Below are 18,969 nucleotides of genomic sequence, written 5' to 3'. Positions count from 1 at the left end.
ACAACTGATTTGGGCGCGCTCCGCACAGGTCGGGTATGGCCGACGAAGATGACACGCGACAACAGGGCGTCGAGTTCGGCGCGTTCGGCGACCGGATGGACTCGTTCGACTACCCCATCGACCACGACACGCTCGTCGACGACCACGGCGATGCCGAAATCGGGCTGCCCGACGGCAGCACGCGCCTTGCGGAACTGCTCGCACCGCTCCAGGACGAAGACCAGACGTATCAGGACGCCGAAGAACTCGAAACGATGGTTCTGAACATGGTCGGCGACGACGCGGTCGGCCGCGAGGGATACTCCGACAGAGGCACCTCGACCGAACCCGACAGCGGCGACGACCAGTCGCTTTAGTCGCCCGTTCCAGCTCCAGTCCGGGCCTGTCGTTGGGTCGCACGCTCGACGAACTCCTCCGGTAGCTCGTCGATTTCGCCGGCCTGGACGGCCCAGAGGTTCGCGTACAGCTCGTCCAGTTCGAGCAGCTCGTCGTGGGTACCGTGTTCTTTGACCCGGCCATCCTCCAGCACGACGATCCCGTCGGCGTCCTTGATGGTCGAGAGCCGGTGGGCAATCGAGAACGTCGTCCGGTCGGCCGTCAGCCTGTCGAGGCTGCGCTGGATGAGCATCTCCGTCTCGGTGTCCACGTCGGAGGTCGCCTCGTCGAGGACGAGGATTGCGGGGTCTTTGAGGATCGCCCGCGCGATGGTGATGCGCTGGCGCTGGCCCCCCGAGAGTTTGACGCCGCGCTCGCCGGCCATCGTCTCGTAGCCCTCCGGAAGATTTCGAATGAATTCGTGGGCTTCGGCTGCCTTGGCCGCCTCGATAATCTCCTCGTCGGTGGCGTCGAACGTGCCGTAGGCGATGTTCTCTTTGACTGTTCCGTAAAACAGATACGAGTCCTGACTCACGTAGCCGATGGACTGGCGCAGGCTCGACAGCGTCACGTCGCTGATGGGCTGGCCGTCGATACGGATTTCGCCGTCGTCGACGTCGTACATCCGCAGGAGGAGCTTCAAAACGGTCGATTTCCCCGCACCCGTCGGTCCCACGAGCGCCACCGTCTCCCCGCCGGCCACGTCGAAGGAGACGTCCTTTACTGTGCGTTCGTCGCTGTCGTAGCCGAAGTTCACGTCGTCGTACTCGACGCGACCCTCGGTAACGGCGAGGTCGTCGGCATCGGGGTCCTGATTCAGCCGGCTCGGTTCGTCCATCAGCCCGAAGATGCGCTCGGCGGAGGCGCGGGCGCGCTGATACATGTTGATGATTTGTCCAAATTGCGCCATCGGCCAGATAAACCGTTGTGTATAGAGGATGAAGGTGACGAACAGTCCGACCGAAAGCTCGCTGGTGAACGGACCGGGTGGTCCCTGAAGCACCCAGACGCCGCCGACGATGAACGTGGCGACGAAACCGACGCCCGCGATGACCCGAAGGATGGGAAAGAACTTGATACGAACCGTGATTGCGCCCCACTGGGCATCGTAATATCCTTTGGAGACGTCCTCGACGCGGTCGGATTCGTAGTTTTCGGTGTTGGTTGATTTGATGACCTGAATCCCGCCGAGGTTGTTCTCCAGGCGGGAGTTCATCTCGCCGACCGACGAGCGGACGTCGGCGTATTTCGGCTGGATGGCCTTGACGAACCAGTAGGTGAACCCCGCAATCAGGGGTACCGGAAACAGCGCGATGAGAGCGAGCTGCCAGTTGGTGAGGAACATTACGGTTGCAATGCCGACCACCATCGCTGCGAGCCGGAACACGGAGTTCATCCCGCCATTGAGAAACTGCTCCAACCTGTTGACGTCGTTCGAGAGCACCGACATCATCTCCCCCGTTTGCTTGTCGGCGAAGAAATCCATGTTGAGGCGCTGCATCTTGTCGTAGGTATCGGTACGAATCGAGTGCTGGACGTTCTGTGAGAAGGCGTTCCAGCCCCAGTTACGGCCGTAGTGGAAGCCAGCACCGCCGAAGAAGGCAAAGGCGGTGAGACCGGCGATGAGCCAGAACTGGCCGGTTCGGGACGCCGGCAGCCACGCCTGCGGAACGAACGCCAGCCCGAACGGCCTGTTCTGATAGAACACCGAGTCGATGGCGATACCGAGCAATAATGGGGGGAGGAGGTCGAGAACGCGAGCGACCAGACTCGCAAGCGTACCGACCGCAAAGGAGAAGGCGTTCTCGCGGCCGTACTCGGCGAACAGCCGCCGCATCGCGTTGTCGGTCCCCTCCCGTTGGTCCTCGAAGGGGTCCTCGTCGTCGAGAGAAAAGCTCATTATACAGATGAAACGGGTACGCACCTAAAAGGCTTCTCACACGCATGAAACACCCTCACACGGTCGAATCGGGGTGTCCATACCCTCAGCCAGAGCGGTTGATAGACACTCGATGGCCGACATCGATGCCATGGCGGTCCATCCACCCACGAGGGACTTCGAGAACGTACTTTCCTGTGCCGGTGCGTCGGATGTTCTCGCCGTCCTCGTTCGGGCCGGGTGCAGGGGCGCTCTCGATGGCGTTGATGCGGCCGTCAGCACCGATGAACACGATGTCGAGCGGGAACTCCATCCCACGCATCACGTAGGTGTGTTCTCCTGACTCCTCGTAGGGAAAGAGCATGCCCGAGCCGTTCGGGAGGGTGGCGGTCTCGGAGAGACCGACGATCTTCTGCTGGCGCGTCTCGGCGATGCGAACCTCGACGGTCCCCAGCACCTGTGAGCAGTTGTTCGTTATCGTGACCTCCGCGCGTTCGTACTCGCCAGTGTCGAACAGCGTCGCTGGCGGCGGCACCACGCCGGCGGCGACGGCCGTCGTCAGGACCAGCGCGACGACGGCCACCGCGAGCAGGACGTTGAGGACGCGCCCACGGTTCACACGGGAAGATAGGCGACCGGGAGCCTAAACGTTCCGACGGAGAGAAAGGGTTATTCCGCACGCAGTGGTTCCTCCGTTGAGGGCTCGTGGTCTAGGTGGTTATGACGCGGCCTTTACAAGGCCGAGATCGGTGGTTCGAATCCGCCCGAGCCCATACCGGACCGCGGCGAGCGGACGCGAGCCGCGTCCGTATCACGTAAGGGTGTCAATTGAGAAAGACGATGACCACGAAACCGGTCGTGAACACCACTGTGGCGAGTACAGCCAAGGCGAGCATCACCTGTCCGGAGGTCATGGCATGCGTTGGGCCGGAGCGACAAAACCCGTGGAGGTGTGCCGAGCGAAAGGGGTTTTGCCCGCCGCTGTGAAGCAACGGCGATGATATCCGGCTCGACCTGCCCCGAGTGTGGCGGCCATGTACGAACGCAGGACGGACTCGGCTACGTCTGCACCGACTGTGGGACCGAGTTCGACGTGGCCGACCTCTTCGTTCACTGACCGGGCTTTCGAAATCCTTTTTCGTTCGGTCGGCATCCGTCGAGATGAGCCGCCTTAGCTCAGACTGGGAGAGCACTCGACTGAAGATCGAGCTGTCCCCGGTTCAAATCCGGGAGGCGGCATACTTCGAGACCGTGAGCAACGCGAACGGTCGAGATGGAAACGCTGGACGGATTTGAACTCTGGAAGTCGCGCGCAACGAGCGAAGAGAGTGAGCACGTCTTCCTTCGGTTCAAATCCGGGAGGCGGCATCGCACTACAAATCTTCCTCAATCATCGTCGGCGTTCTTTTCAGTGCCACCGTCGGCGACCGTCACGTCACCACCGGTGAATCGCTCCATGTCCCGCGTCGCCGCGGCGCGAATCTCCGAGACGGTGAACGTCTCGCCCGAGGGAAGGGCGTAACTCACCCCGACGATTGTGACGAGCGCGGCGACCGTCGCTGGAACCGCCGACTCCAATGGACCCTCCCCGAACAGCGCGGGTTCGCCGAGGACGAAGTGCCAGAGGACGAATACCCCTCCCCCGACGACGAATCCGGGAAGACCGGCCTCGCGTTTCGTGCCGTCCCAGAGCATGGCGAGGATGCCGGCGAACAGCACCGACATGATTCCGAGTCCAATGCTCTCGACGGCGACGATGCGGATGCCGCTCAGTGCAACGAGCGCGGCCCCGATGCCGAAGGTGAGAATCGCTCCCCGGGTGACGCGGACGAGATGCGTCTCGGAGACGTTCTCGGCTCCGCCCCGAAACGGGATATACAGGTCGTTGACGAAAGTGGTCGCGCCGGCGAGCAGAAACGAGTCTGCCCCGCTCATCACGCCGCCGACCGCCGCCGCGAGCAACAATCCCGCAAACACGGGCGGCAGGGTGTTCTGGAGCGTCCACGCAAACGCCAGCGAGGAATCGATGGGCGCGTTCTGTGCGTTGGCGATGAGACCGGCGGTCGCGGTCAGTATTCCATATCCGGTGATGACCACACCCGAGAGGAACACACCATATTGGGCGACACGGGCGTTTTTCGCCGCCCACGTCCGTTGGAGGAGATGCTGTTGTGCGCCGGCCACAGTGATATAGAGCAGATACCAGCTGGCGATCTGGACGAGACCGACGCCGAACCAGTTCGTCCCGGAGGCGGGGAGCTGTGCGGTGACGGTTCCGATGCCGCCGGCGTTCGAGAGCGCTACCGGGATGGCGACGATCATCCCGAGGATGATGACGATGCCGTGGAAGGTGTCGGCCCACGCGACCGAACTCATCCCGCCCCAGACGGTGATGCCGACGAAGACCACAGTACTGAGCCAGAAGCCGATTTCGAGGGAGATATCGGTGACGGTGGCGATGATGGTGGCCATTCCGATGGTCTGGGCCGCCGTGAGCGCGACCTGTCCCACCAAGGTGAACACCGCTGCGAAGTATTTCGTGTAGTCGCCGAAGACCCGCCCCAGCAAATCCGGCGTGCTCACGACGTCGAAGGAGTAGAGAAAGCCGACGAACAGCGAAATGGTAATCCACGCGAGACCTTGGGTCATCGCGTACCACTGAGCGCTGATGCCCTCGATGAAGGCCGTCTGTGCGATGCCCATCGTGAGACCGCCGCCGACGAACGTTGCGAAGTACGTCATCGTGAACGGGAGCAAATCGAGGTTCTTGCCGGCCAGCGTGAAGCTCACGTAGCCGCTTCCCGCCCCGCGCCCGAACCACCACGCGACGAGAATCGTCCCGGCGAAATACACTATCATCGTCAGAACGATTGGGTCCGTCAGCGAGGCCATGCCCCGCGTTGTTCGACGGATGGTATAGTTCTACGCCCGGCAGTTTCAACCACGATGGGACCGCGACGTTCGGCCCCTCCTCAGTCGTCGGCCGATGCCAGTGTACCCACTCCCTTCGGCGGCCCACCAGCCAGCTGCTCGCGGTCGTGGTCGGCGTCGAAGTCGTGATTCGGTCCCACCGCGACGATGCCCTTCGGGTTCACGTCCGGATGCGTTCGATAATAGTGTTCTCTGATATGATCCATGTTCACTGTATCGGCCACGCCGGGCAGTTGGTAGAGTTCCTTCAGGTAGTTCCAGAGGTTCGGGTACTCCGAAATCTTGTTGACGTTACATTTGAAGTGCGTGTGATAGACGTCATCGAATCGAATCAACGTCGTAAACATGGCGACGTCGGCCTCGGTGAGCACGTCACCACAGAGATAGCGCTGGTCGTCAAGAACCCCCTCCCAGTAGTCGAGTGCGTCGAAGAGGTCAGAAACCGCGTCCTCGTAGGCGTCCTGCGTGCCCGCGAAACCCGCGCGATAGACGCCGTTGTTGATCGGCTCGTAGATGGCGTCGATGGTCTCGTCGATCTCCTCTCGATACCCTTCGGGATAGAGCGTCGCGTCGTTGCCGAACTCCTCGAAGGCCGTATCGAGCATCCGCATCACCTCCGCCGACTCGTTGTTGACGATGGTCTCTTGCTTCTTGTCCCAAAGCACAGGCACCGTCACGCGACCCGTGAAATCAGGGTCGGCTGCGACGTAGGTCTCCCGGAGGTAATCGAAACCGTTCTGTGAGTCGGCGGTCGCACCCTCGCGGCTGGGCGTGAACTGCCAGCCATCGTCCTCCCGGTAGGGGTCGACGACATCGACCGAAATAGTGTCTTCGAGACCGCGCAGTGCGCGTGTCACGAGCGTTCGGTGTGCCCACGGGCAGGCAGAGGAGACGTAGAGATGATAGCGTCCCGCCTCGGCGGGGAACTCCGCGTCGGGGTCTGCCTCCACCCACTCCCTGAAGCTGGTCTCCTGTCTGTCGAATTCGCCGTCGTCGTTCGTGGTTTCGTAGGCGTCGGTTCGCCACTCACCGTCGACGAGTTGGTTCACAGAGATGGGAGGACCTCGACGAATAAAGTCCCGTCGCGGGTGTTTCCCGCCCGCACACGGTGGCTTCGAAGGGTTTATTCGCGCCCTCGGCCTCCAATTTTCATGGCCGACAAACCCGCCTCGATGTATCGGGAGATATCCAAACCCGCATACACCCGCAAGGAGTACATCACCGGGATTCCGGGTTCGAAGATCGCCCAGCACAAAATGGGCGACGTGCGTGCCGACCCCGAAGACTTCCCGGTGCAGATAAGCCTCGCCGTCGAGGAGGAGATCCAGATTCGCCACGGCGCGCTCGAATCCTCGCGCCTGTCGGCGAACCGCCACCTGCTCAAGAGCCTCGGCGAAGGCAACTACAAGATGATCCTCCGGAAGTTCCCCCATCACGTACTCAGAGAGAACAAACAGGCGACCGGTGCGGGCGCGGACCGCGTTTCGGACGGGATGCGGCAGGCCTTTGGCAAACCGGTCGGCACGGCCGCCCGGGTCGGTGCCGGCGAGCGCATCTTCACCATCTGGTGTGACGTCGACCAAGCCGACACCGCGAAGGAAGCGCTCCGGCGCGCGTACAACAAGATCGGCTCGCCCTGTGACGTCACCGTCGAACGCGGTGCCGAACTGCTCGTCAGGTAATCCGCGAAGAAGTTTCGCGCCGTCGATTTTCGACGTTTCATGCTCACACTCGCCGTCACCACGCGAGAGGAGACCTTCGAGCGGATGGCCGACCCGCTCGCCGAGCGTGGCATCGAGACCCGATATATCGAAACCGACGAGCGGACCGTCCCGCTCACCGACCCCGACGAAGAGTTCGGAGGTTTCGATGTCGGTTTCGTCCATCCGTCGCGGGCGATGGAGGGCGGCGTCGCCGACGCGCTTCTCGGGGTTCCGTGGGTCAACGACCGCGACGCGATTTTGACCTCGCGGAACAAGGCGGGCGTCATCGCGCGGCTCGCGCGTGCCGGACTCCCGGTCCCGAAGACGGTACTGGTGTCAAACCCCGTCGACGAGACCGAACTCGAAGGGGTGTTCGACCGCTTCGACCCCCCGGTGGTGGTCAAACCGAACTCGACCACCCGCGGAACGGGTGTGATGAAAGTCGCCGACCGTGATTCGTTTCTCGGCGTGGCGGACTATCTGGGTCTCATCCACCGAAACCCAGCGACCGGCGACCGCTCGTTTCTGGTCCAAGAGTATATCGAAGAGGCGACCGATTACCGTGCGATGTGTATCGATGGCCGGTATGCGGGCGCGGTCGAGCGGCGGCTTTCCGATGCGGCCCGCGCCGCGGGCGGCTGGAAGCACAACGTCCATCGAGGGGCCGAGGCCGAGGGTGTGAACCTTCCTGAGAGCCTCCGCGCTTTCGCCGAGCGCACGGCCGGAATCCTCGATATCCCGTGGCTCGGCGTGGACCTGCTCGTCACCGACGAGCGGGCGGTGGTCTCCGAGACCAACGCGCGCCCGACCATCGACGAGGCGACGAAGTACGAACCCGGATTTTACGACGCCCTCGCGGCACTCATCCGCGCACAGGTGTGACCGCGTTCACAGCGCGAGTTCGAAGGGAACGGGCGTAAAGCAGAGAGCACCGAGGACGAACGCGAGTACCCCGAGCACCATCCGTTTCGCATCGAGCGCGTCGTCGTAGATGGGCGTCGCGGGACCGGCGTAGGCGATACCCATCGTGAAGACGCCCCAAAACAGCCAGAGGAAGACGGCGTTGAACGCGGCGTTGCGGATGTAGAAGAGGTAGGCCGCGAGCGCGAACAGGGCGGCGGGGACGAGCGCGCCGACGGTCTCTTGGCGCTCGCCGACCATCGCGCGCACGAGGTGACCGCCGTCGAGTTGGCCCACCGGAATCAGGTTCAGAAAGGTGACGAACATGCCGACCCAGCCGGCGAACACCACTGGATTGACGGTCATGCCCTCTGGGTACTGGAGCGGCTGGCCGGTGAGGGCGGCGAGCCACCGAACCAGTAAGGGATAGTTGAACTCGATTGGAATCGCCGGCGTGTCGACCGGTGGCAGACCAAGCCCGATGACGGTGACGACGCAGGCGACGACAAGCCCGGCCAGCGGGCCGGCGACGCCGATGTCGAAGAGGGTCTTGCGCGAGGGCATTCGCCCGCGCATGCTGATGACCGCGCCCATCGTACCGATCACGTTGGGGAGGGGGATGAAGTAGGGCAGACTCGCATCGACGCCGTGATACCGGCTCAGGGCGTAGTGGCCGAGTTCGTGAACCCCAAGTATCGAGAGCACCGCGAGCGCGAACGGCCAGCCGGCGAGGACGGCCGTCGGGTCCGCGAGGAAGTCCTCGACAGTATTGATGGTGCCGTACCAGCGTGCGCCGGCGACCAGCGTCGAGAGCACGGTGAGTAGCGCGAAGACGACGTTCGTCCACGGAACCCCGTCGATGCCGGTCGAGCGCGGCGTGGCGACGAGGACGTGTCTCGAACTACCTATTTCGACGCCGGTGTACGGGTCGCGTTCGGGTTCACTCGTCAGTCGAACCTCGTAGCCCCGTTCACGAAACAGCGGCCAGAGGCGGCGTTCGAGGTGTCGACGGCCGACCAGCGGCTCGCCATAATAGCGGAGCTGGCCCCCTTCCACGTCCGTCTCGACGACGTCGAAGAGTCCGGCGAGCGCCTCGACCGGCGGCCCGTCGGCCGGCGGGTCGCTGTCAGCCATTGCCCGGGATAGACGACGAGCGGGGATAAACGTACAGACCGATGCCGTCGAACTGCCGGACTTTCCTTCGCCGTGGTTCAGACGAGCGGGGATAAACGTACAGACCGATGTGGGGGAGGGCGAACGCCAACGGGACCGGATTCGGGCGAATACCGGCCGGCAGGCACGCGTTAGGCCGGAGCCACGCGCCACGTCGTCGCGCTGGTGTACGACCACTGCTCGATGTCGAGGTCGACCGCCGAGTCGGCGAGCTTGTGCATCAGCGCGCCGATCTCCTTCGGCGAGAGACCGACCTCGTCGGCGATGAACTTGCTCTTGAAGTAGAGTTCGCCGTCGGCCGCGTTGCGCTGCAGATAGGCCTTCAGTCGCTGCTCCTTGGTGTTCGCGCCGACGCCGGGAGAGTGGGTCGTGCTCATTGTGACCTCACTCGCCCCATCGCCCCAGTATGTCTTATATCCGACAGATGTTTCGGGTGAATTCGGTGGCTTTCAGATTCGACGTCGCCATCGGCGACGTTTCACGACGCTTCGAGAGGTCGGTAGACGTTTTATCCAGTCCGTAGCAGCCATCGATTGGCAAATCCCCGCTACCATCGAAGACCGCCGACTCGTGGCACGAAGAATTTATTCTATTCTATTCTCGTGTAATTATCCGCGTCGTGTGAACGAATCGCTCACGCGCGCTCGTGGACCCAGAACTCCTCGTCGCTCGTGCGCTCCTTTTTGAATATCGGGACTTCGTCTTTGAGCCGGTCGATACCGTCTTCGACGGTCGAGAACGCTTCGCGGCGATGTCCTGCGAGCACGACGACGAAGACGATGTCCGCGCCCGCCTCGATGCGACCCGTTCGGTGGTGGGTGAGCACTGCGTGGACGCCCTCGCGCGCTTCCAGTTCGGTCTCGATTGCGCACATTCGTTCGTCGGCCACTTCTCGATAGGTCTCGAATTCGAGCGCTTCGGTCGGTGCATCCTCGGGCGAGTCTTTCGCCCGAACGCGCCCGGTGAAGGTGGCAATCGCGCCCGCACGGTCGGCCGTCGATGACCGCTTCACCTCGCTGACGAGCGATTCGAGCGTCACGCGCGGTTCGACACCGTCGATTGCCGCACAGAGCGCATCGAGGTCGATGTCGTCCTGCTCTGGGGCGGCCGCGAGTTCCCGGCCAGCATGGTCGCGCCCGCCGAGAACGACCGCCGGCAGCCCGTGGCTCGAAAACCCCTCGACGAGCGCGTAATCGTGGTCCGGGGCGAGGTCATCGAGCACGTCCGCAAGCGAGCGTTCCTCACCGGTGGCGAACCAGCCGTCGTCGCTCAGGCCGTGAGTGACGCGCGCGCCGGCCGCGCGGTGGCGGGCGGTGTCTTTCCCCTCGGTGTCGATGTCGGGCGCGTGGTCGAGGTGTTTGACGGTGGCAACGTTCCCGTTCAATCGCTCGGCGAGGCGCTCGACGAGCGTCGTCTTCCCGGCGTTCGATGGGCCGACGACGGCGACGGTTTTCATACCCGGAGAACGGTGGGCGGTCGTTTGTACCCTTCGCTGGGGTTGACAACCCTTAAGAGCGCGTCCGGGCAACCGCCGGCAATGAAAATCATCGTCTCGCTCGGCGGGAGCGTGCTCGCGCCAAGGAACGCAGAGCGCGTGGGCACACACGCAACCGTCATCGAGGGGCTCGCCGAGGAGGGCCACACCGTGGGTGCGGTCGTCGGCGGCGGAACGGTCGCGCGGGAGTACATCCACACCGCGCGCGAACTCGGCGCAAACGAGATCGAACTCGACCAGCTCGGCGTCGATACCACCCGCCTCAACGCCCGCCTGCTCATCGCGGCGCTCTCCGAGCGGGCGGCGACCCGGCCATCGAAGGACTACGAGACGGCGGGCGCGGCGCTGCGCCGGGGCGAAATCGCCGTGATGGGCGGCGTCGCACCCGGCCAGACCACCGACGCCGTGAGCGCGGCGCTGGCCGAATACGTCAACGCCGATCTGCTGGTCTATGCGACGAGCGTCCCCGGCGTCTTCAGCGCCGACCCCGCCGAAAATCCCGATGCGCAGCGCTTCGAGACGCTCTCGGCCGGCGAACTCGTCGACGTCATCGCCGACATCGAGATGACCGCCGGCTCGTCGGCCCCGGTGGACCTGCTCGCGGCGAAGATCATCGAGCGCTCGGGCGTTCGGACTGTGGTCCTCGACGGCACCGACCCCGAGCGAATCGAGCGCGTCGTCAACACCGGCGAACACGACGGAACGGACATCGTTCCCGCCGAGAGCGATGAACCCACCTACTGGGCGATGAATGACTGAGGAGGACCCCTACACGCTCGGCGAGGGCGACCACCACGCCTTCTGGGCCGACGAGGTCGCCGACCGCATCGAAGCGCGCCGCGAGCGCATCGGTAGCGATGGCCCGGTCGTCATCAAAGGCGGCGTCTCGCCGTCTGGCGTGCCGCATCTCGGCCACGCGAACGAACTCATGCGTGGATATTTCGTCGCCGAGGTGCTCCGCGAACGCGGGCACGAGGTCAGGCAGGTGTTCACGAGCGACGACCGCGACCCCCTCCGCAAAATCCCGCGAACGCTCGCCGACCGCGAGTGGAACGTGATGGACCTCGGCGACGTGCCGAATCCGGGCGTGCTGGGGCGCAACCTCGGCAAACCCCTGACTGATATTCCGGACCCCTTCGAGTGCTGCGACTCCTTCGGCGACCACCAGACGCACCTCTTAGAGTCGATGACCGAGCAGTTGGGCATCGATGTCGGGATTCGCTCGACGACTGCGCTGTACGAGACGGGCGAGTTCGACGACGTGACGCGCGAACTACTCGACGAGCACGAGCACGCCCACGAGCTGCTCGGCGAGTATCAGGCCTCGGTGCGCGACGCCGACGAGTACGTCCCGTTCAACCCCATCTGTGCCGAGTGTGGCAAACTCACCGAGACCGTGACGGCAATCGACGGCGAGCGCGTCGCGTATCGCTGTACGGACTTCGAGGCCGGGAACCAACTCATCGAGGGCTGTGGCCACGAGGGAACGGCGACCGTCAGGGAGGGAAAGCTGCCGTGGCGCTTCGAGTGGCCCGCCCAATGGCGAGTGTTGACTGTGGACTTCGAGCCCTTCGGCAAGGACCACGCCGAGGGGTCGTGGCCGAGCGGCGAGGCAATCGCACAGGAACTGCTCGACTTCGCACCGCCGACGCCGATGGTCTACGAGTGGTTCACCCTGAACGGCGAGCCGCTGTCGTCGTCGTCGGGCCACATCATCACCGTGGCCGAACTCCTCGACCTGCTCGAACGCGAGGTGCTACACTACTACTTCACGAAGAACCCGGCGCGAGCGCGCGATTTCGATGTCTCGCAGCTCGACCAACTCGTGGACGAGTTCGACCGCTTCGAAGGGCTTGCTTTCGGCGTGTCCACCACCGGGAGCGACGAGAAAATTGAGGAGGAGCGAGCGCACGCCGAACGGGTCTATCCGCTTGTCGTCGACGAGGTTTCAGACGAACAGCCGATTCGCATTCCATATACGTTCGCCGCCGTACTTGGGATGACCGACGACCGCGAACTGCGCGAGCGAATGGCCCGCCGTGAGGGGCACATCCTGGAGGGTGCATCCGAATCGGCCGTCGAGAGCGCCCTCGAACGGGTGAACCGCGCCCGCCGGTGGGCCGAACGTACCGACAACGCCTACAACTACCGTCTCGCAACCGACCTCCCTGACGTGGGGTTCGAGGGTGATACCGAGGCGGCGCTGGATGAACTCGCCGCATTCGTGGCGGCGGGCCACGGCGGCGAAGAAATCCAGAGCGAGATCTTCGAGACCGCACGCGCCCACGACCTCGACCCCGGCGACCTCTTCACCGCGGGCTACCGGCTCTTTTTCGACACCGAGCAGGGACCGAAACTCGGACCGTTCTTGGCGGAACTCGACCGCGAGTTCGTGGTTCGGCGGCTGCGGCGCGAGGGGTAGTATAGAGACGGACGATACACAAACAGGGAGAACCCATAGCACCGTCCCGCGCCGTTTAGTCTGACGCGATGCAACAATCGTTTCAGTATGTCTCCGTCCGGATAGCTTTTCGCGTCTCCGCGTGCGTGAGGTCGCTATCGCCGGAGACGACCGGCGCACCGAACTCGCGGCCCACCGCAGCCACGAGCGCATCGACGGCCGCGAGATTCGGTCCCTGTGGACCGATTTCGTCCGCTATCGCCGCCGCGACGACGGCCATCTCCTCGGTGACGGCGGCCACCTCACCCCACGCGAGTTCCTGCCGCGCCGCCGCGATGTCGGTGTCGGCGTCGCTGTGGACCGTCCCGAGCAAATATTCGGTATAGACCGGTGCAGGAATGACGAACACGTCGTCCTCGTTCGTGCGGAGATACTCGCCGGCAGCATCGACTCCGTTGCCGTAGTCGATGAGAAACGACGTATCGAGGACCTTCATTCGCCGCTGCGGCTCTCGGCGATGCGCTCAATGCGCTCCGTTGATTTCTCCGTCCCCTGTTCGTGAATACGTTGGATGCTCTCCCCGCGGTCGGTTCCCTCGAACGCACCGAAGCCCGCGAACAGGTCGCGCTCGGAAAGAAGCCGTTCGAGGACGTCGTTGAACGATTCGTCTTTCCGTCGCCGCTGTTCGAGCGCGCTCTTGACCGTGGCGCTGACCCGTATCTGCTCGTCGGCGGTGCTCATCGTGCGTTGACGTTCGCGTTGACGAGACTTGGGTCTTCGGGTGGGTGTAGCGATTCGAAGCCCGGGAACCAAACCCTCATGACTGCCCATCGCTGAAATCGGTCAATGGCGAGTACGCTGCTGTGGGTTCTCGCGGGAGTGCTCCTCTACAGCGTCGTGGCGACGGCGCTGTCGACACAGGGGCTGCTCCCCGAGTGGGTGCGGGTCTCGGGACCCATCACGACGCTGCATACCGAACGCGGGAAGGCCGTCCTCGACCGACTCGCGCGCCCGAAGCGCTTCTGGCGGGCGTGGGCCAACGTCGGTCTCGGGGTCACGCTCGTCGTGATGGTCGGCTCGTTCGTGCTCGTCATCTTCAGCGCCGTCACGATACTCAAGCGTCCCTCCTCGACGATCATCACCGAGCCACAGGACGCGCTGGTCATCCCCGGCGTGAACCAGTTCCTTCCCCTCTCCGTTGCCCCGGAGATCGTTCTCGGGCTCCTCGTGGGTCTGGTCGTCCACGAGGGCGGCCACGGCCTGCTCTGTCGCGTTGAAGACATCGGCATTGCCTCGATGGGGCTTGCGCTCATCACGCTCATCCCGATGGGTGCGTTCGTCGAACCCGACGAGGAGGAGCAACAGAGGGCCGAACGCGGCGCACAGACCCGGATGTTCGCCGCCGGCGTCACCAACAACTTCGCCATCACAATCATCGCCTTCGCGCTGCTGTTCGGCCCGGTCGTGGGGTCGATTGCCGTCGTGCCGGGCGTACCCGTCGGTGGGGCACTACCGGGCACGCCGGCAGCCGAAGCGGGCATCGGTGAAGGAACGGTGATAACGGGCGTCGCGGGTCAAAACGTCACGAACGCGAGCGACCTTGATGGCGCACTCGCCGACGCGAACCGCACCGTCTCGGTTTCGCTGTCGAACGGCACCACGACGACCGTCGAGCGCTCGCTCGTCGTCACCCGGGCGGTCCGAAACGGTCCCACGGGACTCGGCAAGGGTGCCACCATCACGGCGGTCAACGGCTCACAGGTATCGACCGAGAGCGGATTTACCGCGGCGCTCGAAAACAGGACCGTGGCGACGCTGCGAACCGCCAATGGCTCGACGACGACCGCGCCGATGGGCGCGTACGCGAGTCGAATCACGCCCGATGGCCCGCTTTCGAACGCGACCGGACAGGGCGGCCAGTCAGTAGTCATAACGCGATTCGCCGGCGAGCGCATCACGAACACCTCGGCGCTCTCCGCTGCGCTCTCGGAGACGAGTCCCGGTGAGGAGGTACGGGTCGAGGTGTACGTCAACGGCGAGCGCACGACCCACCAGGTCACGCTCGGCGAGAACCCTCGGACCGGGAGCGGGCTGCTCGGCGTGAGCGGTCTCCAACAGGGCACTACCGGAATCGTTGTCGACGACTTCGGCATCGACATCTACCCCGCCGCCGGCTATCTCGCGGCGCTCGGCGGTGAGGGTGGGGCCGGTGGTGGCTCCGCGCTGCTCGGCGTTCTCGCGGTGCTCACGTTGCCGTTTGCGAGCGTCGCCGTGCCGGGCGCGAGCTACAACTTCGCCGGGTTCGTCGGCTCGAACATCGACTTCTACACCGTCGCCGGACCGCTCGAATTCCTCGGCGGCGGCGTGTTCGTGCTGGCGAACGTGCTCTTCTGGGTCGGCTGGGTGAATCTGAATCTGGGCTTTTTCAACTGCATTCCGGCTTTCCCGCTCGACGGCGGCCACATCCTCCGGACGAGCACCGAGGCAATCGTCTCGCGGCTGCCCGTGGGAAGCCGCCGGACGCTCACTGGCGCGGTCACGACTGCGGTGAGCCTGACGATGCTCGCGGCGCTCGTGTTGATGGTGTTCGGCCCGTCGCTGCTGTCAGGGTAGACAAATCCGCCGCCAACGTTTTCACCTCCAGCGATTGAACACGAGCATGTACGACCACGTACTGCTGCCGACCGACGGGAGCGAGGCGGCGATGGACGCCGAGAACGAGACGTTCGCGGTTGCGACCGACAACGATGCGACGCTCCACGTGCTCTTCGTCGTCGACGAGACGGCCGGACCCCTGAACGTCCGTGGCGGCGACGAGCGGTTCGAAGAGGCCGAAGCCGAGGGCGAGGAGGTGGTGGCCGAGGTGGCGGAGCGAGCGACGCAGGCGGGCGTCGAGACCGTCACCGAAGTCGTCCGACAGGGAACGCCGTACGAGACGATTCTCGACTACGCCGAGGAGAACTGCGACCTCGTCGTCATGGGAACCCACGGACGAAGCGGTATCGACCGGCATCTCCTCGGCAGCGTGACCGAGAAGGTCGTCCGGCGGTCGAACCCATCGGTTCTCACGGTGCGGGTGGGCGACGAGGGGTAGCGGACGCCATCGCGCGCCTTAGTGCTATTCGTCCTGCTCGTACGGCAGGCTCCATATCGGTCCCCGCTTGCCGACGGTCTCGTGAACGCCCACCATCACCAGTACCGCCAGCATGAACACCGCGACGCCGAACGGGGAGGTGAGAAAGCCGAGCGAAATTATCAACGTCGTCGCGTAGGCCGGCGGGTGCTGGACATCCCCGAGATACATGCCAAACGTCGAGAGGAGAGCGGCCACGAAGCTCGACACCACCTGTCTGAACACCTCCAGTGAGAGCGCCGGACTCACCGCCGGTTCGATGCCGCCGACGATGAGATGGAAGGAGACGAAGCCGGCCACCGCGCCGATGAACTGGCCGCCGATGATCCGCCGTGGGTAGTTCATCTCGTCGTCCGGCAGCGTGCCGAGGAGGAATATCGAGGGACCGAGACTCGGTATCAAAAACGGTTGGCCGGTGACGAACGACAGCAACCCCAGCGCGACGAGGTGGAAGCCGAGATACGTGCTCACCCCGCCGCCGAGCGGATACCGAGCCATGGTCCGCTGTTGAATCTCTTGACGGATAAGACGGCTGTTTACCGGCGATTTTCGTCTGGCGTCCCCCGTGAAACGACGAGGACGGGCCGCTCGCTCAGGCGCACGACCCGTTCGGTGACGCTGCCGAAGACGAACCGGCTCACACCCGACCGCCCGCGCGAACTCATCACGAGGAGGTCGATGTCGTGCTCCTCGGCGTAGTCGAGAATGCCTTCATGGGGAAGGTCCGTACGCACCTCGGCCTGTACCGTGAGTCCGGTCTCCTCGCCGCGCGTCGTGATGGTACCGACCGCTTGCTCACCAATCGTCCGCAGCTCCGAGACGGCGCTTTCGGTCTCGGTCCCCATCAATCCGGCTCCGCCGCGGCTGTCGTCGACGACGTACAGCGCGTGAACCGTCGCATCGTAGGTTTCGGCCAGTTCGAACGCGTGCTCGATTGCCGTCTCTACCTCCTCGCTGCCGTCGGTGGGTACCAGGATGTCGTCGTACATGTTCCCTCATACGGCGGGCGGACAGGAAAATCCCGGGGCAGGGTGGGCTTACAACAGCCCGCGGTCGAAGTCGAGCTTGCCCGCCTCACGAACCTGTTCGTCTTCGAGCTGTCGCATCGCCGAGGTCATCAGGTTCTGCGAGTCGGTCAGCCCGAGGAACTCACCGCTGGCGCGGTCGACGACCGGGAGCTGTTCGAGGTCGTTCGACGCCATTCGAACGGCGACCTCGAACAGCTGTTCGTCCGGATGCCCGACGACGACATCGGTCGTGCCGGCTTCCATGACGGTGGTGTCCTCGCCACCGTGAGTGACGGCCCGAAGCAAGTCGCCATACGTGACGATACCCACGAGACCCTCCTCGGGGTCGACGATGGGGAGTCCCTCGTGAAGCGTTAGTTCGGTTGTCCGTTCCGCCGTCGTTCCCGCATCGCCCGGTTCGTCGAGCGTGTCCGGCTGGTCGCCGTCGGTCCCGACAGTGAAGCGGGCGACCGACGGCGAGTCGCTGGTGAGTTCGGCCACCAGTTCGGCGATGTCCACGTCGGGACGAATCGTCACGGGCCGCTCGTCCATGATGTCAGCGACGGTGAAGCGTTTCATCGGGTCGACCTCGTACTCCTGATAGATATCGATGCCACGTCGGGTGAGTTCCTCGGTCATGAGGCTGTTTCTGAGATACAGCGAGGCCACGCCGTCGGCGACCACGGCGACGAGGAACACGGGGAGGATGGCCTCGTACTGCTGAGTTACCTCCACAGTGAAGAGGACGAGCGCGAACGTCGCGCCGCCGGCGACGCCGAAGAGGGTTCCCAGTCCGGTGAGCGCGAACAGCCCGACCGGCAGCGCCACACCGGGGACGAGCGCGTTCACCGCGAGCGCGAACGCGCCACCGATGCCGGCCCCGATGACGAACATCGGTGCGAGAAACCCGCCCGACGTGCGCGTCCCGAGCGTGACGGACACGCCGACCGCCTTCCCGACGACCACCAACAGGAGCAGCCCGATGGGGAGTTCGTTCCGGAGGATTTCGCTCGTGACCTCGTAGCCGACACCGAGCACCCGCGGAACGAACAGTCCCATCACGCCGAGGATGAGGCCGCCGAGTGCCGGCAGGAGCACGTTCCCGACCGGGAAGCGATGGAACTGGTCTTCGACCACGAAATAGCCACGTTTGAAGACGACGGTGGCCAGTCCCAAAATCACGCCGAGCACCAGCAGGAAGGGAAGGTTCGGGAGCAACTGATAGCTCAGTTCGCCGATGTGAATCAGCGGTTCGGTCCCGATGAGCTGGCGACGAACCGCGGTTGCGATGACGCTGGCGACGCTCAGCGGGACGAACGACCGCATCCGAAACTCGAATAGCAGGAGTTCGATGGCGATGAGGACGCCAGCAATCGGCGTGTTGAACGTCGCGGCCATCCCCGCCGCCGCACCGCAGGCCAGCAGGACCTTCCGCTCGGCCACGGTGGTAGAGATGTACTGGCCGATGACCGACCCCATCGACCCCCCAGTTTGAATGATGGGACCCTCGACGCCAAAGGGCGCACCCGTCCCGATGGCGATGGCGGCCGAAATCGGCTTCAGCAGCATGACGCGTGGCTTGACCTCGCTGTCGTTGTCCCAGACGGCCTCCATCGCCTCGGGGATGCCGTGGCCGCGGATCCGTGGCGAGCCGTACTTCGCCATCAGTCCGACGACGAGACCGCCAGCAGCCGGAATCAGCGGAGTCCACACCGGTAGCCCGGCGTTCGGCGGCGTGACGAACTCGAAGGCGATGCGCTGATAGAAGAAGAGGTTCGTCAGCAGTCCGATGAAGCGATAGATGAGGAAGGCGATGATGCCGGCCAGAACGCCGATGACACCCGCCAGCACCGCCATCATTCCGAGCCGATAGTTCGAACCGGAATCGACCGGCGAGCGACCCGTATCGTTGGACGGGGCACTCCCGGATGGTTTCGCGTTTTCCGCCATCTCTTGGCGTGTCATCCCCGAC

The 18,969-nt window shown here is 64.2% G+C and carries 19 protein-coding genes and 2 tRNA genes; 9 read left to right on the top strand and 12 right to left on the bottom strand.

Annotated features, from left to right (window positions below; translation table 11 throughout):
* The first annotated feature begins 35 nt into the window (after positions 1 to 35).
* A complete protein-coding gene (locus tag ACQUQO_RS02580) occupies positions 36 to 356 on the top strand; it encodes a DUF5789 family protein (protein ID WP_435076377.1) in 321 nt (106 codons plus the stop codon).
* Here the strand turns inward: ACQUQO_RS02580 and ACQUQO_RS02575 are convergent.
* Both ACQUQO_RS02575 and ACQUQO_RS02570 read right to left on the bottom strand, forming a co-directional pair.
* Complete coding sequence (locus ACQUQO_RS02575; protein WP_435076376.1) at positions 353 to 2,275, bottom strand: ABC transporter ATP-binding protein; 1,923 nt, start codon at positions 2,273 to 2,275, stop codon at positions 353 to 355. The genes ACQUQO_RS02580 and ACQUQO_RS02575 overlap by 4 nt on opposite strands.
* Before the next feature lie 85 nt (positions 2,276 to 2,360).
* Complete coding sequence (locus ACQUQO_RS02570) at positions 2,361 to 2,873, bottom strand: DUF192 domain-containing protein (RefSeq protein ID WP_435076375.1); 513 nt, start codon at positions 2,871 to 2,873, stop codon at positions 2,361 to 2,363.
* An 80-nt stretch (positions 2,874 to 2,953) separates the two neighbouring features.
* Between ACQUQO_RS02570 and ACQUQO_RS02565 the strand changes: the two genes are divergently transcribed.
* Positions 2,954 to 3,027 (top strand) — tRNA-Val (locus tag ACQUQO_RS02565).
* Positions 3,028 to 3,419: 392 nt separating this feature from the next.
* Positions 3,420 to 3,493, top strand: a tRNA-Phe gene (locus ACQUQO_RS02560).
* Positions 3,494 to 3,640: 147 nt separating this feature from the next.
* Here ACQUQO_RS02560 and ACQUQO_RS02555 read toward each other — a convergent pair.
* Together ACQUQO_RS02555 and ACQUQO_RS02550 are read right to left on the bottom strand one after the other, a co-directional pair.
* Positions 3,641 to 5,146 carry a sodium:solute symporter family protein gene (locus ACQUQO_RS02555; protein ID WP_435076374.1) on the bottom strand — a complete coding sequence of 502 codons (1,506 nt, stop codon included), beginning with the start codon at positions 5,144 to 5,146 and terminating at the stop codon, positions 3,641 to 3,643.
* Positions 5,147 to 5,226: 80 nt separating this feature from the next.
* On the bottom strand, positions 5,227 to 6,234 hold the full coding sequence (locus tag ACQUQO_RS02550; RefSeq protein ID WP_435076373.1) for a glutathione S-transferase family protein: 1,008 nt from the start codon (positions 6,232 to 6,234) through the stop codon (positions 5,227 to 5,229).
* Between the two features lie 102 nt (positions 6,235 to 6,336).
* On the opposite strand from ACQUQO_RS02550, the gene ACQUQO_RS02545 reads away from it, so the two are divergent.
* Positions 6,337 to 6,867 (top strand): 50S ribosomal protein L16, encoded by a 531-nt coding sequence (locus ACQUQO_RS02545; RefSeq protein WP_435076372.1) that lies wholly within the window; start codon positions 6,337 to 6,339, stop codon positions 6,865 to 6,867.
* Positions 6,868 to 6,906: 39 nt separating this feature from the next.
* Positions 6,907 to 7,770, top strand: coding sequence for an ATP-grasp domain-containing protein (locus tag ACQUQO_RS02540; protein WP_435076371.1), 864 nt, complete (start codon positions 6,907 to 6,909; stop codon positions 7,768 to 7,770).
* Positions 7,771 to 7,776: 6 nt separating this feature from the next.
* On the opposite strand, the gene ACQUQO_RS02535 is transcribed toward ACQUQO_RS02540, so the two are convergent.
* From ACQUQO_RS02535 to ACQUQO_RS02525, 3 genes are all read right to left on the bottom strand, one after another.
* Positions 7,777 to 8,922 carry a site-2 protease family protein gene (locus tag ACQUQO_RS02535; RefSeq protein WP_435076370.1) on the bottom strand — a complete coding sequence of 382 codons (1,146 nt, stop codon included), beginning with the start codon at positions 8,920 to 8,922 and terminating at the stop codon, positions 7,777 to 7,779.
* Between the two features lie 170 nt (positions 8,923 to 9,092).
* Positions 9,093 to 9,338 (bottom strand): DUF7123 family protein, encoded by a 246-nt coding sequence (locus tag ACQUQO_RS02530; protein WP_435076369.1) that lies wholly within the window; start codon positions 9,336 to 9,338, stop codon positions 9,093 to 9,095.
* 257 nt (positions 9,339 to 9,595) lie between these two features.
* Positions 9,596 to 10,417: a molybdopterin synthase gene (locus ACQUQO_RS02525; RefSeq protein WP_435076368.1), complete on the bottom strand. Its 822-nt coding sequence runs from the start codon at positions 10,415 to 10,417 to the stop codon at positions 9,596 to 9,598.
* An 81-nt stretch (positions 10,418 to 10,498) separates the two neighbouring features.
* On the opposite strand from ACQUQO_RS02525, the gene pyrH reads away from it, so the two are divergent.
* Together pyrH and lysS are read left to right on the top strand one after the other, a co-directional pair.
* Entirely contained in the window at positions 10,499 to 11,215 is a 717-nt protein-coding gene (pyrH, locus tag ACQUQO_RS02520) for a UMP kinase (protein WP_435076367.1), read from the top strand.
* Positions 11,208 to 12,878 carry a lysine--tRNA ligase gene (gene lysS, locus ACQUQO_RS02515; protein ID WP_435076366.1) on the top strand — a complete coding sequence of 557 codons (1,671 nt, stop codon included), beginning with the start codon at positions 11,208 to 11,210 and terminating at the stop codon, positions 12,876 to 12,878. Before pyrH ends, lysS begins: the two co-directional genes overlap by 8 nt.
* Positions 12,879 to 12,960: 82 nt before the next feature.
* On the opposite strand, the gene ACQUQO_RS02510 is transcribed toward lysS, so the two are convergent.
* Entirely contained in the window at positions 12,961 to 13,353 is a 393-nt protein-coding gene (locus ACQUQO_RS02510) for a PIN domain-containing protein (protein ID WP_435076365.1), read from the bottom strand.
* Positions 13,350 to 13,598, bottom strand: a complete 249-nt coding sequence (locus ACQUQO_RS02505) for an antitoxin VapB family protein (RefSeq protein ID WP_435076364.1) — start codon at positions 13,596 to 13,598, stop codon at positions 13,350 to 13,352. The genes ACQUQO_RS02510 and ACQUQO_RS02505 overlap by 4 nt, the downstream gene beginning before the upstream one ends.
* Positions 13,599 to 13,703: 105 nt before the next feature.
* Here ACQUQO_RS02505 and ACQUQO_RS02500 point away from each other — a divergent pair, with 105 nt between their 5' ends.
* Together ACQUQO_RS02500 and ACQUQO_RS02495 are read left to right on the top strand one after the other, a co-directional pair.
* Complete coding sequence (locus tag ACQUQO_RS02500; RefSeq protein ID WP_435076363.1) at positions 13,704 to 15,470, top strand: site-2 protease family protein; 1,767 nt, start codon at positions 13,704 to 13,706, stop codon at positions 15,468 to 15,470.
* 46 nt (positions 15,471 to 15,516) lie between these two features.
* Positions 15,517 to 15,951: a universal stress protein gene (locus ACQUQO_RS02495; RefSeq protein ID WP_435076362.1), complete on the top strand. Its 435-nt coding sequence runs from the start codon at positions 15,517 to 15,519 to the stop codon at positions 15,949 to 15,951.
* 24 nt (positions 15,952 to 15,975) lie between these two features.
* Here the strand turns inward: ACQUQO_RS02495 and ACQUQO_RS02490 are convergent, their stop codons facing one another.
* Genes ACQUQO_RS02490 through ACQUQO_RS02480 form a run of 3 tightly spaced genes read right to left on the bottom strand, consistent with a single transcriptional unit; the run spans position 15,976 to position 18,962 of the window.
* A complete protein-coding gene (locus ACQUQO_RS02490) occupies positions 15,976 to 16,488 on the bottom strand; it encodes an HPP family protein (RefSeq protein ID WP_435076361.1) in 513 nt (170 codons plus the stop codon).
* A gap of 38 nt (positions 16,489 to 16,526) precedes the next feature.
* The gene (locus ACQUQO_RS02485; protein WP_435076360.1) at positions 16,527 to 16,979 is read right to left on the bottom strand and encodes a universal stress protein; all 453 of its coding nucleotides are present in this window, start codon (positions 16,977 to 16,979) and stop codon (positions 16,527 to 16,529) included.
* Between the two features lie 48 nt (positions 16,980 to 17,027).
* On the bottom strand, positions 17,028 to 18,962 hold the full coding sequence (locus ACQUQO_RS02480) for a chloride channel protein (RefSeq protein WP_435076359.1): 1,935 nt from the start codon (positions 18,960 to 18,962) through the stop codon (positions 17,028 to 17,030).
* Positions 18,963 to 18,969: the final 7 nt, after the last annotated feature.

Origin of the sequence: Halococcus sp. AFM35 (assembly GCF_051195015.1) — an archaeon.
GTDB lineage: Archaea > Halobacteriota > Halobacteria > Halobacteriales > Halococcaceae > Halococcus.
Note: the sequence above shows the minus strand (reverse complement) of the source record. Positions and strands in the feature narration are given on the sequence as shown.

Coding starts and splice junctions, on each gene's coding strand:
- lysS (WP_435076366.1), top strand. CDS start 11,208: ATGACTGAGGAGGACCCCTACACGCTCGGCGAGGGCGACCACCACGCC.
- ACQUQO_RS02535 (WP_435076370.1), bottom strand. CDS start 8,922: ATGGCTGACAGCGACCCGCCGGCCGACGGGCCGCCGGTCGAGGCGCTC.
- ACQUQO_RS02540 (WP_435076371.1), top strand. CDS start 6,907: ATGCTCACACTCGCCGTCACCACGCGAGAGGAGACCTTCGAGCGGATG.
- ACQUQO_RS02485 (WP_435076360.1), bottom strand. CDS start 16,979: ATGTACGACGACATCCTGGTACCCACCGACGGCAGCGAGGAGGTAGAG.
- ACQUQO_RS02495 (WP_435076362.1), top strand. CDS start 15,517: ATGTACGACCACGTACTGCTGCCGACCGACGGGAGCGAGGCGGCGATG.
- ACQUQO_RS02530 (WP_435076369.1), bottom strand. CDS start 9,338: ATGAGCACGACCCACTCTCCCGGCGTCGGCGCGAACACCAAGGAGCAG.
- ACQUQO_RS02490 (WP_435076361.1), bottom strand. CDS start 16,488: ATGGCTCGGTATCCGCTCGGCGGCGGGGTGAGCACGTATCTCGGCTTC.
- ACQUQO_RS02580 (WP_435076377.1), top strand. CDS start 36: ATGGCCGACGAAGATGACACGCGACAACAGGGCGTCGAGTTCGGCGCG.
- ACQUQO_RS02500 (WP_435076363.1), top strand. CDS start 13,704: ATGGCGAGTACGCTGCTGTGGGTTCTCGCGGGAGTGCTCCTCTACAGC.
- ACQUQO_RS02545 (WP_435076372.1), top strand. CDS start 6,337: ATGGCCGACAAACCCGCCTCGATGTATCGGGAGATATCCAAACCCGCA.
- ACQUQO_RS02575 (WP_435076376.1), bottom strand. CDS start 2,275: ATGAGCTTTTCTCTCGACGACGAGGACCCCTTCGAGGACCAACGGGAG.
- ACQUQO_RS02525 (WP_435076368.1), bottom strand. CDS start 10,417: ATGAAAACCGTCGCCGTCGTCGGCCCATCGAACGCCGGGAAGACGACG.
- ACQUQO_RS02510 (WP_435076365.1), bottom strand. CDS start 13,353: ATGAAGGTCCTCGATACGTCGTTTCTCATCGACTACGGCAACGGAGTC.
- ACQUQO_RS02480 (WP_435076359.1), bottom strand. CDS start 18,962: ATGACACGCCAAGAGATGGCGGAAAACGCGAAACCATCCGGGAGTGCC.
- ACQUQO_RS02555 (WP_435076374.1), bottom strand. CDS start 5,146: ATGGCCTCGCTGACGGACCCAATCGTTCTGACGATGATAGTGTATTTC.
- ACQUQO_RS02505 (WP_435076364.1), bottom strand. CDS start 13,598: ATGAGCACCGCCGACGAGCAGATACGGGTCAGCGCCACGGTCAAGAGC.
- pyrH (WP_435076367.1), top strand. CDS start 10,499: ATGAAAATCATCGTCTCGCTCGGCGGGAGCGTGCTCGCGCCAAGGAAC.